Genomic DNA, 15,089 nt, shown 5'->3' on the forward strand with positions numbered 1-15,089 from the left:
GCCCGGGCGGTCAGGGAGCGGCCGGGCACGGTGCCCGCCACACGTCGAGCCGGCGGTCCTTGCGCATCGAGGCGAAGCCGTACCCGACCGTGGCCACGCAGAACCCGGCGGGGTCGCCGGTGTACTCGACGTGGAACACCGGCTTTCCGGCCTCGGCGAACGGCAGCAGCTTGGCGCACCGGCGCAGCCGGACGCACTCCTCGTCGACCGCGAAGTCGAAGTCCGGCGCCAGCGCGGCCACCTGCGGCACGTCGCCCAGCAGGCCGGGGGAGAGGCTCAGCGTGCGGGCCAGCGCGGCGACCCGCCGGTTGAACAGCAACTGGTCGTCGAAGTCCAGGGGGAGGCCGGGCCGGTGGGCGTACCCGTCGGCGTCGGCCAGCGCCACCGCGCCGAAGCCCTTGCCCCGGCAGAGCCGGAACCGGTCGGCGAGGATCGGCTCCAGCACGTCCCACCGCCGGACGTCCACCCAGCGGGTGTCCGGCCGGGGGCCTGCCACGCCGCGCACCGCCGCCGGGTACCGGTCGGCGTCCGGATCCGTCCCGGCGTACGAGCCGACGGCGACCTGACAGACCAGCCGGCGGTCCCGGGCGCGCAGCGCCGCGGTCTCGGTGGCGGTGGTACGCACCGGGTCGAGCAGGAAGACGTCCGCGTCGACGGTGGTGTCGAGCGGCCCGGTGAGCTGCCACTGCCAGCGCCAGTGCCGGGCCGAGTCGGCCGGCCACGGGGTGGGCGAGCCCGGTGGGAGCAGGTCCGCCCGGCAGCCGTACGCCGCCGTGAGCAGCGCCACCGCGACGAGTGACCGCAGCAGCCGGCGCGGCCCACACCCCACGCCGGGCGAGCGCAGCCGGATCCGCATCGGCAGCTCCCGGGTAGCTCGCGGCCCCCGGCCGCCCGGTCGGGCCTGCCGCCCCCACGTACCGCCTCGGCGGGCCTCACCCGGTGAAACGAGCGGGGCCCCTGCGACGACTCGCCCGGGCCGCAGGGGTCACGCTCGCCGCCTCAGCGCGGGGTGCCGAAGTCCTGCGTCCAGTACGGCCCGTTGCTGGTGGCCACGCCGACGCCGATCTCCGTGAACGAGCAGTTCAGGATGTTGGCCCGGTGCCCGGAGCTGTTCATCCAGGCGCTCATCACCGCGGCCGGGGTCTGCTGGTTCCAGGCGACGTTCTCGCCGTACGCGCGCCACGCGTACCCGACCCGGTCGAGCCGCTTGCCGACGTTGCTGCCGTCGCTGCCGTCGTGCGACATCTTCCGGTGGTCGGCCTGGTCCTGGCTGTGCGCCTGGGCGGCCGTTGTCAGCTTGCTGTTGATCTTCAGCGCCCCGCAGCCGGCTTTGGCCCGTTCGGCGTTGACGAGGTCGACGACCTGCCGGGCCTGGCTGCTGACGCCCGTCCCGGCGACGCTGCGGGACGTCGTCGCCGGGGTGCTGCGCTGGTTGCTCCGCGACGCGGCGGTGGACCGGCTGGGCTCCGGCGTCGGCTTGGCGGTCCGACTTGGCGTGGCCGACGGGCGGGCGGTGGTGGGTGAGGCGCTCGGCGAGGAGGCGGACGTCGCGTCGGGGCCGGCCGGCGCGGCGGCGACCGGGCTGTCGGCGGCGGCCGGTTCGGTCCGTGGGCCGTCCCCGCCGGGCAGGGCCAGGGCGCCGACGCCGAGGCTGACGACCAGGGTGGCCGCCGCGGCGGCCCCGCCGATCAGCAGCGGTCGCGGGAACCGGCGGGCCGGCCGGTGCCGCCCCTCGCCCTCGGCCGGGGCGTCCCCGGCCTGGCCTCCCCGGTACGCCGTGAGGCCCGCCCCGGGTCCGCCGGCCGCCGACGCGGCGGGCCCGACGACCGGCACGACCCGGGTGCGCTCCGCGTCCCCCGGCCCACCGACGGGACGGTCGTGCCACTGCCCGGTCGGCTGGTCGTGCCACTGCCCGGTCGGTTGGTCATGCGACTGCCGCCCGGTCGGCCGGTCGTGCCACTGCCCGGTCGGTTGGTTGTGCCACGGCTCGGCGCCGGGCTGCCACGGCTCGCCCTCCGGCCGCTGCGGCTCGCTCGCGGGCTGCCACCGGCCGGTGGGCTCCTCCCGCCAGGGCTCGTCGCCCGGCCGCCCCGGCTGAGCGGTGGGCTGCCGCGCCCACGGCCGGTCGGTCGGCTCCGCGCTGCGCGGATCGGCGGCCCACCGGTCACCCGGCTGGTCCGGCTCGTCCCCGAACAGGTACGCCGACCGAGGCTCGGGCCGGTCGGTCAGCCAGGCGGGCTTGTCGGCCGGGGGTCCCTGGCGCCGGCGGGCGCCCTCCGGGTCGTTCGGGTCGTTCGAGCCATACACGCCTGTCGCCTCCACGGGTCGGTTGCGGGCTGAACCTACGGGTGCGGTGCGAGCTGCGGCAACGTGGCTAAGGAAGAGTTAAGCGAATCCCACTCGCACGGATGGCCACTTCCGGTGATCCGAGGCGTACAGTTAACGCGTCCGGACAGAGCGTGTCCGTGCCTGGTGGCAGCCCCCGACAAGTGGACCGGCAGACGTGGAGATGATCTACGGCCTGCGGGAACTTGACGAATGGCGGTTGTCGGCTCAATATGTAGGTGTCGCCAGTCGCGCCCCGGTCATGCCCAGAATCGCTGGGAATGGCAGCCGCGAACGAGTGGGCGCGCGTTGGCCGGCCTTTCCGGCAGCGCATATCAAGGAGTCAGTATGGCGAAGGCCCTCTATGGCCACGTAGGTGCAGCGCCCGATCGGCGTCTGCTCGACGAGGTCACCCGACTGCGGTCCAGGGTTCAGGCACTGGAGTTCGAGATCACGCGCCTGCGTGCCGAGAATGATCGGCTCGCGGCGGCTGCGGCGGAGGCGGATGATCTGCTCCGTCTGGCCGAGCCGGCGCTGACCTGATCTTCGGTTGTCGGACAACTGAATCGCACCACGCAAAATCGCGCGCCGACACTTATGTGCCGGCGCGCAGCCATGTCCGGGGCCATTTCCCGACGCCATTTCCTGATCTTGAATAATTGATCAAGGGTCGGTCCGGCGATCCGTACCGCTGACGCCCCGCGTCGGTCGCGCCGAGCCGGCGGCGGACGGACGCCCGGGGCGGGTCGCGTGCGCGGCCCCCGGCGACGCCGGGTTAGTCTGCGGGTTCACCAGGTCCGCGCAGCCCACGACGGTCGGCGACCACCGGACGAGGATCGAGAAGGTGTATCTCAAGAGCCTGACGGTGAAGGGGTTCAAGTCCTTCGCCTCCACGACGACGCTGAAGCTGGAGCCCGGGATCACCTGCGTGGTGGGCCCGAACGGCTCCGGCAAGTCCAACGTCGTCGACGCCATCGCCTGGGTGCTCGGCGAGCAGGGGGCCAAGGCGCTGCGCGGCGGCAAGATGGAGGACGTCATCTTCGCCGGCACCGCCGGGCGGGCGCCGCTGGGCCGGGCCGAGGTCACCCTCACCATCGACAACACCGACGGCGCGCTGCCGATCGAGTACACCGAGGTCTCCATCACCCGCCGGATGTTCCGCTCCGGCGAGAGCGAGTACGAGATCAACGGCGACTCCTGCCGCCTGCTCGACATCCAGGAGCTGCTGTCGGACTCCGGCATCGGCCGGGAGATGCACATCATCGTGGGGCAGGGCCGGCTCGACGGGATGCTGCACGCCAAGCCGGAGGACCGGCGGGCGTTCATCGAGGAGGCGGCCGGCGTCCTCAAGCACCGCAAGCGCAAGGAGAAGGCGCTGCGGAAGCTCGACGCGATGCAGACCAACCTCAACCGGCTCACCGACCTCACCGCCGAGCTGCGTCGCCAGCTCAAGCCGCTGGGCCGGCAGGCCGAGGTGGCCCGGCGGGCCGCCGCGATCCAGGCCAGCCTGCGCGACGCCCGGCTTCGCCTGCTCGCCGACGACCTGGCCACCCTGCGCGCCACCCTGAACAAGGAGATCGCCGACGAGAGCGCCCTGCGCGAGCGGCGCGAGCAGGTCGAGGCGGAGCACGTCGAGGTGCAGGGCCGGCTCGGTGAGCTGGAGGCGGCGCTGGCCGAGGACGCCCCGCTGCTGGCCGCCGCCCAGGACACCTGGTACAAGCTCTCCGCGCTGTCCGAGCGGTTCCGCTCCATCGAGCAGCTCGCCCGGGAGCGGCTGCGTCACCTCAGCGCCACCGGCGACGACGAGCGCCCCGGCCGCGACCCCGACCAGTTGGAGGCCGAGGCCGAGCGGGTCCACGAGCAGGAGGAGGAGCTGCGGGCGGCGCTCACCGACGACCAGATTCGGCTCGCCGAGGCCGTCGAGCACCGGCAGGAGCTGGAACGGCAGCTCGCCGCCGCCGAGCGGGAACTGGTCGCGGCGGCCAAGGCCATCGCCGACCGGCGGGAGGGGCTGGCCCGGCTCACCGGGCAGGTGAACTCGGCACGAGCCCGCACCACGAGCGCCGGTGAGGAGATCGACCGGCTCGCCGCCGCGCACACCGACGCCCTGGCCCGCGCCGAGCAGGCGCAGGCCGACCTCGACGCGGTGGCCGAACAGTCCACCGAGGCCGACCGGGACAACGCCGACCTCGACGCCCGGCACGCCGAGGCGGTCGTGGTGCAGGAGAAGGCGCAGGCCGCCGTCCGGTCGCTCGCCGACGCCGAGCGGGCCGCCGAGAAGGACGCCGCGACGCAGAAGGCCCGCGAGGAGGCGCTCGCCATCGGGCTGCGCCGCAAGGACGGCGCGGGTGCGCTGCTCGCCCGCGCCGACGAGGTGCCCGGCCTGCTCGGCAGCCTGGCCGGGCTGCTCACCATCGCCCCCGGCCACTCCGCGGCGGTCGCCGCCGCGCTCGGCGGGCTCGCCGACGCGGTCGCCGTCAGCGGCGTCGACGAGGCCGTCGAGGCGATGCGGCTGCTGAAGATCGCCGACGCCGGCCGGGCCGGCCTGCTGGTCGGCAGCCCCGCCGGGCCGGGCATGACCGGGCCGGCCGACACGCTGCGCCCGAAGCTGCCCGAACACGCCCGCTGGGCCCCCGACCTGGTTGAATGCTCCGCCGAGCTGCGCCCGGCCGTGCATCGGGCGCTGCGCGACGTGGTGCTGGTCGACGACCTAGCCGCCGCGTCCGAGCTGGTCGCCGGCAACCCCGAGCTGCGCGCGGTCACCGGGGACGGCGACGTGGTCGGGGCGTACGCGGCGGCCGGCGGGTCGGCCAAGGCGCCCAGCTTCATCGAGGTGCAGGCCGCCGTGGAGGAGGCCCGGACCAACCGGACGGCCGCCGAGCGGGCCGCCGCCGAGCTGCGCGACCAGCTCGGCGAGGCGCGCGCCGAGGTGGCCGCCGCGAAGGAGATGGTGCAGCACGCCGCCGCCGCGAAGCGGGAGGCCGAGAGCCACCGCAACGCCGCCGCCCGCAGGCTCGCCGAACTGGGTGCCGCCGCCCGGTCGGCGAAGGCGGAGACCGACCGGCTCGGCGACTCCCGGTCCCGCGCCGAGGCAGCCCGGGAACGCGACCTGACCGCCCTGGCCGAGCTGGCGGAACGGCTCCGGCTGGCCGAGGCCACCCCGCTCGACGCCGAGCCGTCCAGCGAGGATCGCGACCAACTCGCCGCGATGGTGCCACAAGCCCGGCAGAACGAGATGGAGGTCCGACTCGCGGTGCGTACCGCCGAGGAGCGGGTCTCCTCGATCGCCGGCCGGGCCGACTCGCTGCGCCGGCAGGCCACCGCCGAGCGGGCCGCGCGGGAGCGCGCGGCGGCCCGGCGGGCCGCCCGGGCCCGGGGCGCGGACATCGCCCGCGCCGTGGCCGGCGGCGCCCGCGAGGCGCTGGCCCGGCTGGCCACCACGATCGCGCGGGCCGAGGAGCACCGGGACGCCGTGGCGCGCGAACGCGCCACCCGGGAGGCCGAGTTGTCCGAGGTACGCGGCGCGGCCAAGCGCCTCGGCGCGGAGCTGGAGCGGCTGACCAGCCAGGTGCACCGGGACGAGGTGGCCCGCGCCGAGCAGCGGCTGCGCATCGAGCAGTTGGAGGCGAAGGCCGCCGAGGACTTCGGCCTGGACGTGGAGACCCTGGTTGCCGAGTACGGCCCGCACCAGCCCGTGCCGCCGACGCAGGCGGACGTGGCGGCGGCCGAGCGGGACGGGCTGCAGTTGCCCGAGCCGGTCTCCTACGAGCGCCCGGTGCAGGAGAAGCGGGCCGCCAAGGCGGAGCGGGAGCTGGCCCTGCTCGGCAAGGTGAACCCGCTCGCGCTGGAGGAGTTCGCCGCGCTGGAGGAACGCTTCAAGTTCCTCACCGAGCAGTTGGAGGACCTCAAGGCCACCCGCCGGGACCTGCTCACCGTGGTCAAGGACGTCGACAACCGGATCCTGGAGGTCTTCGCCAGCGCGTTCGCCGACACCGCCCGGGAGTTCGAGCAGGTCTTCACGGTGCTCTTCCCCGGTGGCGAGGGCCGGCTGATCCTCACCGAACCCGACGACCTGCTCATCACCGGCGTGGAGGTGGAGGCCCGTCCGCCGGGTAAGAAGATCAAGCGGCTCTCCCTGCTCTCCGGCGGCGAGCGGTCGCTGACCGCGGTGGCCATGCTGGTGGCGATCTTCCGGGCCCGGCCCAGCCCGTTCTACATCATGGACGAGGTGGAGGCGGCCCTCGACGACGTCAACCTGGGCAGGTTGATCACGTTGCTGGCACAGTTGCGGGAGAAGAGTCAGCTGATTGTCATCACCCACCAGAAGCGGACGATGGAGATCGCCGACGCCCTGTACGGCGTGACCATGCGCAACGGGGTGACCCAGGTGATCAGCCAACGGCTCAACCGGGCCGACGGGGACGACGAGCGGCGTGGCCGCGGCGAGGAGAACGAGTAGTGGGTCGGGAACGGGCGACGGCGCTCCTGATGGATTTCGACGGCGTCCTGCGGCGGTGGGACCCGACGGTGGCTGCCGGGGTGGAGCGGGAGTACGGGCTGTCCGAGGGCGTGCTCACCGAGATCGCCATGCACTGGGGGCGGCTCCAGCCGGTGCTGACCGGCAGGGTCAGCCACGCCGACTGGATGACCAGCGTCTCCGACGCGCTGACCGACTCGGTGGGCGACCCCGAGCGGGCCCGAGCCGCCGTCGAGCAGTGGCAGCGCTATCGGGGCGAGGTGGACTCCGAGGTGCTCGACTTCGTCCGCGAGGCGCGGGCCGGAGGGATCCGGGTCGGGCTCGGCACGAACGCCACCGACCTGCTCGACGCCGACCTCGCCGCGCTCGGCCTGGTCGGCGAGCTCGACGTGGTGGTCAACTCCTCGGAGATCGGGGTGAGTAAGCCGGCGAAGGAGTACTTCCAGGCCGCCTGCGACGCGCTGGAGACCCCGCCGGCCCGGGTGCTCTTCGTCGACGACGAGGACCGGGCGATCCGGGGCGCCCGCGTCGCCGGGCTGTCGGCGCTGCGCTGGAGCGGCCCGGCTGACCTGCGCTACCTGCGGGCCGCGCTGGCGTACTGAAGGCGCGAGGCGGCGGCCGGGTCGGTCACTCGCCGGTGACGCCGTCGATGCGTTCGCGGATCAGGTCGGCGTGGCCGTTGTGCCGGGCGTACTCCTCGATCAGGTGCACGTAGACCCAGCGCAGGTTGAACGTCCGGCGCTTCGGGCCGACCTCGGTGAAGGTCTCGTCGAGGGATCGGCCGGCGGTGGCGGCGCGGGCCAGCGCCACCTCCCGGTGGTAGGTGGCGAAGTCGGCCTCGGCGTCGGCGGCGCTGACGTCGAGGTCGGCGTCCGGGTTCTCCGGCGTGCAGTAGGGGTGGTCGATCCGCTCGCCGGCGAAGTCCTCCCGGAACCACGAGGCCTCCACCTCGGCCAGGTGCCGGACCAGGCCGAGCAGGGTGAGCCCCGAGGGCTCGACGCTCGGCGTCCGTAGCTGCTCGGCGGTCAGCCCGGCGCACTTGAGCAGCAGGGTCTGCCGGTGGTAATCCAGCCAGCCCTCCAGCATGGTGCGCTCGTCGCCGACGTAGGGCTCGGGGGTCCGGGTGATCTCCGGTGCTCTCCAGGTCATCGGGTCATTCTGACCGGTCCCTCCGACAGCCGGCGATCGGATTAGGGCCTGTGTCGAAGTCATCGGCGCAGCCGCCTTGGTGGCGACGATGTGCACGGTCGCGTCGGGGTGCAGGGCGGCCTGTCGTGGCGTGATCGTCTGCTGATTTGTGAGACGACACGCCGGGCGGGTTCTCCAAAATCAGCAGACGATCGTGAAGTCCCACCCCAGGGGCGGGGCGGGAGCGCCGCCGCTGACATCGTCGCCGACTGGCGGGCAACCCCGCAGCGCCCCCTTTGCTCTGCTGCCCCCGGCGCAACGCTCGCGGAGCGTGACGATTCTGCCGACCCCTCGTGCCGCTACCCGACCCGAAGCGACTGCGTGACGCTGGTGTTGGTGTTGGTGTTGCACGGCAGGCGCTGGTGTTGCGGTGGCGGCAGCAGAGCAAAGGGGGCGAGGTGGCACTACCCGCCCGGCGCCCCCGCCGCTCGGACGGCCGGCCCGCTGTCCTGTCCCACCTCACCCGCCCACCCACATCGACCAGGGCCGACAACATGATCAGGGTTTTCGCCGCGATCCATCGATCAAGACCGCGGCTATCGCACTCACCCCATGCGGTACAGGGCCCTAGCCGGGGGAGGCGGCAGCGCCCCTCCGGTCAGGGAACGACGACGACGGGCCAGCGGCCGGTGCGGACCAGGCGGGTGGCGACGGACCCGACCAGCCGGTGGCCGGCCTGCTCGGAGGAGCCGACCACCACCAGGTCCGCCCGGGTCTCGTCGGCCGCCGCGCACAGTTCGGCGTACGCGTCCCCGCGCCGGCACAGGAACGTGACCGGCAGGCCCAGCTCCTCGGCGTCGCGGCGGCACTCCTCGCGCAGCTCGGCGGCCAGCTCGTCGTGGGTCTGCTGGACGGATTCGGCCACCAGTCCCGGCATCATGGCCGTGTAGGGGGCCGGTGTGCTGACGAAGACCACGACCAGCCCCGCGCCCTGCCGACGGGCCAGCCCTGCCGCGTACGAGGTGGCCCGCAGCGAGGTCCGGGTGCCGTCGACGCCGACCAGTACCACGCGGGGCCCGTCCGTGCCGCGCTCGAAGGGCAGCGGACGGGCCGCCGGGCCGTAGTCCTCCCGGTCGAGAGGTGCTCCCACGCTCATGCCGTCTCCTCAGCTCCGGCCGCCGCTGCGGACCGCTGCCGTGTCGACCTTGCCGGCCACCGCCGCCGTGTCGACCTTGCCGGCCGCCGCCGGCTGCCGCTCGGCCCCGTCTGCGACCGCCGACTCGCGCTCGGCCTCATCGGCCGTCGGCCCGTTGTCCCGCCGCAGCGGGACCTCCTTGATGAAGCTCACCGCGATCAGCGCGATCAGCGCGAGCGGTGCGGCGGCCAGGAAGACGTCGCCGGCGCCGTGGCCGTACGCGCTCTCCACGACCGTGCGGATCGGGGCGGGCAGGGCGTGCACGTCGGGCAGGCCGCTGCCGCCCGAGGCGGAGGCCGGAAGGCCGAGGCCGGCGAGCCCGTCGGCGATGAAGCCCGATACCCGGTGGCCCAGGACCGCGCCGAGGGCGGAGACGCCCACCGCGCCGCCGAGGCTGCGGAAGAAGGCCACCACCGAGCTGGCCGCGCCGAGGTCGCGCGTGCCGACGGTGTTCTGCACGGCGAGCACCAGGTTCTGCATGGTCATGCCCAGCCCGACGCCGACGATGGCCATGTAGCAGCTGAGCACCCAGAAATTGGTGTCGTAGCGGAGCGTGCCCATGAGGGCGAAGCCGATGGTGAGCAGCGTCGTGCCGGCGACCAGGTACCGCTTCCAGCGCCCGGTCTTCGTGATGACCCGGCCGGTCACCGTGGACGAGACCAGCAGGCCGAGGATCATCGGCAGGGTCATCAGGCCGGACATGGTCGGGCTCTGGCCGCGGCTGATCTGGAAGTACTGGCTGAGGAAGACCGACGCGCCGAACATGCCGACGCCGACCGCGATGCTGGCGACGGTGGCCAGGGTGATGGTGCGGTGGCGGAACAGCCGCGGCGGGATGACCGGCTCGGCGGCGCGGGTCTCGACCCGGATCGCCAGCGCGCCGATCAGCAGCGCCCCGACCACCATCACGGCGCTCTGCCAGGACAGCCAGTCGTATTTGTCGCCGGCGAGGGAGACCCAGATCAGCAGCAGCGACACGGCGGCGGTGATCAGGGTGGCGCCCCACCAGTCGATCTTCACCTGGCGACGGACCACGGGCAGGTGCAGGGTCTTCTGGAGCACGACGAGGGCGGCGAGGGCGAACGGCACGCCGACGTAGAAGCACCAGCGCCAGCCGAGCCAGGAGGTGTCGACGATCACGCCGCCGATCAGCGGGCCGCCGATGGTGCCGACGGCCATCACCGCGCCGAGGTAGCCGCTGTAGCGGCCCCGCTCGCGGGGCGAGATCATCGAAGCCATGATCACCTGGGCCAGCGCGGTGAGGCCGCCGGCGCCGACGCCCTGGAGCACCCGGCAGGCGATCAGCCACTCGGTCGACTGGGACAACCCGGCCAGCACCGAGCCCAGCACGTAGATCACCAGGGAGAGCTGGACCAGGGCCTTCTTGCTGATCAGGTCGGAGAGCTTGCCCCACAGCGGGATGGTTGCGGTGGTCGCCAGAAGCATCGAGGTGACCACCCACGTGTACGCGGACTGGCCGCCGCGCAGCTCGGTGATGATCCGCGGCAGCGCGTTCGAGACGACCGTGGAGGAGAGGATCGCGACGAACATGCCCAGCAGCAGTCCGGAGAGGGCCTCCAGGATCTGCCGGTGGGACATGGCGACGCCGGTCGCCCGGCTGGGCGCTGCCGTTGAGGACATCGTGGCTGCCTCCGGTGGGAGAGAAGTGGTTGCCTGGAGCAACCATGTGATTTGGTTGCCTGAAGCAACAACCAGCCCAGAGGGGGATCCATTCCCGGCGGCACCGGTCGCGGATCAGTCGAGGGCGTCGTTGAAACGCCGCAGGAGCTGGGCGAAGTCCTCCACGTCCCGCCTCTCCCAGCGCTCCAGAATGCGCCGGAATTCCGCCAGCCGGGACGACCGGGCGGCGTCGAACCGGCGCTGCCCCTCCGCAGTCAGGCTGAGCGGGGACGCCCGCCGGTCGCCCGGGTCCGACTCCCGGCGCACCAGCCCCAGCGCCTCCAGGCTGTTGATCTGCCGGCTCAGCGTCCCCTTGCCGACCCCCAGCCGGGCGGCCAGGTCGGTCAGCCGGATGGACTCGCACCGGCGCAGCCAGAGCAGCAGCCCGTACGCGTTCGGATCCAGGTCGGGGTGCACCTCCTTGGCGACCTCCCAGGAGAGCGTCCGCCCACGGCGCAGCAGCGCGGTCAGTTCGTGCTCCACGGCCCGCAGGGTCTCCGGCTGATGCTCGTCCACGGTGCCAGGGTACGGCGTACGGTGACCCGCCTCACGCTGGGCGATGGTGAGCGTTCGTACGTCGGGGGCCGGCTGCCGACGTGCGTGGAGTGTCCCGATCGTGCCCGGGTGTCGGGGTCATCCGCCACGGGCTTGCTCAATCCGCCGAGCCTCCCCCGCAGCGGCCCGCGACAGCTCGATCGCGAGTCTCGCTGACGGGGGAGGCACTGTCCCGCCCGCAACCGGCCGGGCCGCTCGGAGCGATCTCCCGAGGTGCTTCGTCAGCGCCTGCCGACGATGGTCACCTGGGCGGAGCCGTCGGGCGTGCCGGTGATGCTGACGTTGCTGCCGGCTGCCGTGGTGGGTGTGCCGACGCCGGTCAGTGGCTGGAGCCCGGCCCAGGTGCCGTTGGGGCTGCGGGTCTGGTGGTAGATGCCGTTGTCGGCGCCGACCATGAGCATCTGGGCGGAGCCGTCGGGCATTGCGGTGATGGCGACGTCCTTGCCGGCTGCGGGGGATGACGTGTTGTAGCCGCTGACGGGTTGGAATCCGGTCCAGGTGCCGTTGGGGTTGCGGGTCTGGTGGTAGATGCCGTTGTCGGCGCCGACGATGAGGATCTGGGCGGATCCGTCGGGCATTCCGGCGATGCTGACGCGGCTGCCGGCTGCGGTGGTGGGTGTGCCCATGCCGGTCAGGGGTTGAAGTCCGGTCCAGGTGCCGTTGGGGTTGCGGGTCTGGTGGTAGATGCCGTTGTCGGCGCCGACCATGAGCATCTGGGCGGAGCCGTCGGGCATTGCGGTGATGGCGACGTCCTTGCCGGCTGCGGGGGATGACGTGTTGTAGCCGCTGACGGGTTGGAATCCGGTCCAGGTGCCGTTGGGGTTGCGGGTCTGGTGGTAGATGCCGCTGTTCGCGCCGACGATGAGGACCTGGGCGGATCCGTCGGGCATTCCGGCGATGCTGACGCGGCTGCCGGCTGCGGTGGTGGGTGTGCCCATGCCGGTCAGTGGCTGGAGTCCGGTCCAGACGCCGTTGGCCCTGCGGATCTCGTGGTAGATGCCGCTGTCGGTGCCGACGATGAGGACGTGGGCGGAGCCGTCCGGCATCCCGGCGATCGCCATGTCGCGTGCCTCGCCGGGGGCTGTCGTCCCGTAGCCAGCCAACGGCTGGAACCCCGTCCACGACCCGTTCGGGTAACGCGCCTGGTGGAACATCGGGCCGTTGTTCGGGTTGGGGGCCGGACCGCCGGCCATGGCGGCTGCGACGTCGCGGCGCATCGCGTCGAGGTCGATGAAGGAGGGGTCGATCTTTCCGGTTGTGCTGGTCTCGCGGTGGCCCCGGGCGTAGCTGGCGTCGCGGCCCAGCGTGCGGAGCACCGCGGCGGTGGCGGCGACGGACGCGGCGTACTGGGCTGCGGTCATCGACTGGTTGACGCCGTTGTAGTCGATCTCCCACCCGATCAGCAGCGTGTTGCCGCTGCCCACGGGGATGGGCCCGCTGCCCCGGCTGTTGCCGGCGTGGTTGGCGCGGTTGGCGGAGATCAGGTGGAACACGCCGTTGTAGTCCACCAGCGCATGACACAGGGGACCGGGCAGGTCGGATCGGCCGCTGATGCAGACGCCCAGAGCCGGTGCCGGTCTGCTCGGGCTGGATGTGGCGGCGGTGTGATGCCACAGCACCCCGATCGGGGCGAAAGAGCCGCTGACACCCCGCGAGCGCCAGTCTCCTTCCTCGACGACCGCGACGCCGGCCGCTCGCAGGACATCGGCAAGCCAGGGAATCCCCATGCAATTCTTCCTTCCACCCGACGGGTGACCGTGCCCTCGCACGGCAAGGGCAGAGCGTGTCCTGACGGAACACGGGAAGATCATCGCTGTTGAATGTCTCGTTTCGGCATCAACCATGCAGTCGCCGCGAGTATGGGCAGGCTGACCACGCCACGGAGCGGAACGGGGCAAAGTCGCGACTCGATGCCTCACGTCGCCGCTCGGCCGCCGAAACCCCAGGCGGTACGGCGGAAGGTCAGTCGCCGGACGTGAGGCGCTGCCGCATCACCTCACGCAGGTGGCCCGCGCTGGTGGTGCCCTCGATGGTCACCTCGGCCGTCCGCCCCGCGTGTACCAACGTGGCGACCGCGTTGCCGAAGTACGGCCCGGCCAGCCGCTTCCACCGAAACGGCGGGCGGCGGACCCCGGCGGTGCGGGCGAGGGCCCGGGTGGCCCCGGTCGGCCCGGACAGCCAGCCCAGCTTCATCAGCGGGCGCACCCCGGCGGGCACCTGGTTGTGGATGGGCGAGCAGGTGAGCTGGTGCACCGGGGTGACCACGTCCGGGTCGTCGAACCGCGCCCGCGCCACGTACGAGTGGTGCACGTCGCCGGAGAGCACGCTGATCGACGCCGGTGGCGCGTACGCCGGCCCGGCCCCGACCCGCTCGCCGGGCTCGCCGGGGGTGCCGCTGCCGATGCGGGCGAAGAGGGCGCCGAGCGCGTCGAACGAGCGGCGGAACGCGGCCCAGTGCTCCAGGTCCAGCGCCCGGCGCAGCTTCTCCGACAGCCGGGCGACCCGGCGCTGTCGGGAGTCGGCGAGCTTCTCGTTCCACGCCTCCACGTGGTGGATGCCCGGCGGCAGCAGCCAGGGCAGGGACGCGCCGACCACGAGGTGGTCGTAGACGCCGTGGGCCCGGTCGAGGAACCACGACCACTCGCCCGGGGGCAGCATCGCCCGCTGGCCGGGCTCCAGCACCCGGCTGCACCGGTTGTCCAGCATGACCAGTCGGGTCCGGCCCAGGTCCAGCGCGTAGCTCCACTGGTACTGCACGGCCCGCCACCGCTCGGTGTCGTGGGCGAGGTCGGCCTCGGTGTCGACCCGCTGCCCGAACTCGCGCAGCACGCCGGTGGCGTCCTCCGCCGCGCTGACCCTGGCGAAGACCGGGTCGGCGGCGATCTCGTCGGGCGAGAGGTTGCCCAGGTGCTGGTAGACCCAGTACGAGGCGAGGCCGCTGCTGATCCGCTCCGCCCACCAGGGCTGGTCGCGCATGTCGGCCCGCCACTCGGCCGAGGTGTTCCAGTCGTCGATGACCTCGTGGTCGTCGAAGATCATCACGCTCGGGACCGTGGAGAACAGCCAGCGGATCTCCGGGTCCCGCCACGACTCCAGGTAGAGCTTCGTGTACTCGTCGAAGCTGACCACCTGGTCGCGTGGCGCGCCCTTGGGCCGCCGACGGCGCCGCTTCAGCAGCCGCCGGACCGTGGGGGAGGTCACGTCGGCATAGACCTGGTCGCCGAGCAGCACCAGCAGGTCGGGCTGGGCGGCGGCCTGGTCCGGGTCGGCCATCAACCGCCGGGCGTACGCGTCGAGCGCGTCCGGGGGCAGCTTTCGGGCGGTCGAGTGCTGGGTGGTCTCCCGGCAGGAGCCGAACACCAACTGCACCGGCTGGTCCAGGTCGTCGACGGCACGGGTACGGATCACGCACGGCGGGAAGCCGTCGCGCGGCTCCGGCCAGGCCACCTCGTCGTCGACCAGCACCTCGTACGCCGTCGTGCTGTCCGGGGTGAGCCCTGTCACCACGACGAGCGCGTAGTGGTGGTCGTACGCCGAGAAGGTGGCCGCGGAGCCCTCGGCGCCGTCGGCCGTGCGGACCCGGACCGTCGCGGGCGCACTGGTTTCCACCCAGATCGTGGCCCGCGTGCCGACGACCCGGCGCAGCAACGGGCCGATGAGCAGGCGGGGAGCCGGCATGAATGACCTCCAGGGTGAGCCGATCTCGTCATTTCTACCCGGTCGGCGGCT

11 protein-coding genes are annotated in these 15,089 nt (G+C 73.0%); 3 read left to right on the plus strand and 8 right to left on the minus strand.

The window, feature by feature from the left end; translation table 11 throughout:
* Positions 1–10: 10 nt before the first annotated feature.
* Together GVV04_RS12930 and GVV04_RS12935 are read right to left on the minus strand one after the other, a co-directional pair.
* On the minus strand, positions 11–856 hold the full coding sequence (locus tag GVV04_RS12930) for an endo alpha-1,4 polygalactosaminidase (RefSeq protein ID WP_161687859.1): 846 nt from the start codon (positions 854–856) through the stop codon (positions 11–13).
* Between the two features lie 143 nt (positions 857–999).
* Positions 1,000–2,322, minus strand: a complete 1,323-nt coding sequence (locus GVV04_RS12935; protein WP_161687862.1) for a CAP domain-containing protein — start codon at positions 2,320–2,322, stop codon at positions 1,000–1,002.
* Positions 2,323–2,673: 351 nt separating this feature from the next.
* Here GVV04_RS12935 and GVV04_RS12940 point away from each other — a divergent pair, with 351 nt between their 5' ends.
* The 3 genes from GVV04_RS12940 (at position 2,674) to GVV04_RS12950 (ending at position 7,404) form a co-directional block, all read left to right on the plus strand.
* Entirely contained in the window at positions 2,674–2,868 is a 195-nt protein-coding gene (locus GVV04_RS12940; protein ID WP_036374707.1) for a hypothetical protein, read from the plus strand.
* A 301-nt stretch (positions 2,869–3,169) separates the two neighbouring features.
* The gene (gene smc, locus GVV04_RS12945) at positions 3,170–6,784 is read left to right on the plus strand and encodes a chromosome segregation protein SMC (protein ID WP_161687865.1); all 3,615 of its coding nucleotides are present in this window, start codon (positions 3,170–3,172) and stop codon (positions 6,782–6,784) included.
* Positions 6,784–7,404 carry an HAD family hydrolase gene (locus tag GVV04_RS12950; protein ID WP_161687867.1) on the plus strand — a complete coding sequence of 207 codons (621 nt, stop codon included), beginning with the start codon at positions 6,784–6,786 and terminating at the stop codon, positions 7,402–7,404. Before smc ends, GVV04_RS12950 begins: the two co-directional genes overlap by 1 nt.
* A gap of 25 nt (positions 7,405–7,429) precedes the next feature.
* Here the strand turns inward: GVV04_RS12950 and GVV04_RS12955 are convergent, their stop codons facing one another.
* The 6 genes from GVV04_RS12955 to GVV04_RS12980 form a co-directional block, all read right to left on the minus strand.
* Entirely contained in the window at positions 7,430–7,951 is a 522-nt protein-coding gene (locus GVV04_RS12955; RefSeq protein WP_161687869.1) for a DinB family protein, read from the minus strand.
* A gap of 637 nt (positions 7,952–8,588) precedes the next feature.
* Entirely contained in the window at positions 8,589–9,086 is a 498-nt protein-coding gene (locus tag GVV04_RS12960) for a universal stress protein (protein ID WP_161687873.1), read from the minus strand.
* Positions 9,087–9,095: 9 nt separating this feature from the next.
* Positions 9,096–10,766 carry an MDR family MFS transporter gene (locus GVV04_RS12965; RefSeq protein WP_161687875.1) on the minus strand — a complete coding sequence of 557 codons (1,671 nt, stop codon included), beginning with the start codon at positions 10,764–10,766 and terminating at the stop codon, positions 9,096–9,098.
* A 114-nt stretch (positions 10,767–10,880) separates the two neighbouring features.
* The gene (locus tag GVV04_RS12970) at positions 10,881–11,321 is read right to left on the minus strand and encodes a MarR family winged helix-turn-helix transcriptional regulator (protein ID WP_161687878.1); all 441 of its coding nucleotides are present in this window, start codon (positions 11,319–11,321) and stop codon (positions 10,881–10,883) included.
* A gap of 260 nt (positions 11,322–11,581) precedes the next feature.
* Entirely contained in the window at positions 11,582–13,204 is a 1,623-nt protein-coding gene (locus tag GVV04_RS33060) for an N-acetylmuramoyl-L-alanine amidase (RefSeq protein WP_328822348.1), read from the minus strand.
* 118 nt (positions 13,205–13,322) lie between these two features.
* Entirely contained in the window at positions 13,323–15,038 is a 1,716-nt protein-coding gene (locus GVV04_RS12980) for an alkaline phosphatase D family protein (protein WP_161687881.1), read from the minus strand.
* Positions 15,039–15,089: the final 51 nt, after the last annotated feature.

Origin of the sequence: Micromonospora rubida (genome assembly GCF_009908295.1) — a bacterium.
Taxonomy (GTDB): Bacteria; Actinomycetota; Actinomycetes; order Mycobacteriales; family Micromonosporaceae; genus Micromonospora; species Micromonospora rubida.

Coding starts and splice junctions, on each gene's coding strand:
- GVV04_RS12960 (WP_161687873.1), bottom strand. CDS start 9,086: ATGAGCGTGGGAGCACCTCTCGACCGGGAGGACTACGGCCCGGCGGCC.
- GVV04_RS33060 (WP_328822348.1), bottom strand. CDS start 13,204: ATGGTTGATGCCGAAACGAGACATTCAACAGCGATGATCTTCCCGTGT.
- GVV04_RS12930 (WP_161687859.1), bottom strand. CDS start 856: ATGCGGATCCGGCTGCGCTCGCCCGGCGTGGGGTGTGGGCCGCGCCGG.
- GVV04_RS12965 (WP_161687875.1), bottom strand. CDS start 10,766: ATGTCCTCAACGGCAGCGCCCAGCCGGGCGACCGGCGTCGCCATGTCC.
- GVV04_RS12955 (WP_161687869.1), bottom strand. CDS start 7,951: ATGACCTGGAGAGCACCGGAGATCACCCGGACCCCCGAGCCCTACGTC.
- GVV04_RS12980 (WP_161687881.1), bottom strand. CDS start 15,038: ATGCCGGCTCCCCGCCTGCTCATCGGCCCGTTGCTGCGCCGGGTCGTC.
- GVV04_RS12940 (WP_036374707.1), top strand. CDS start 2,674: ATGGCGAAGGCCCTCTATGGCCACGTAGGTGCAGCGCCCGATCGGCGT.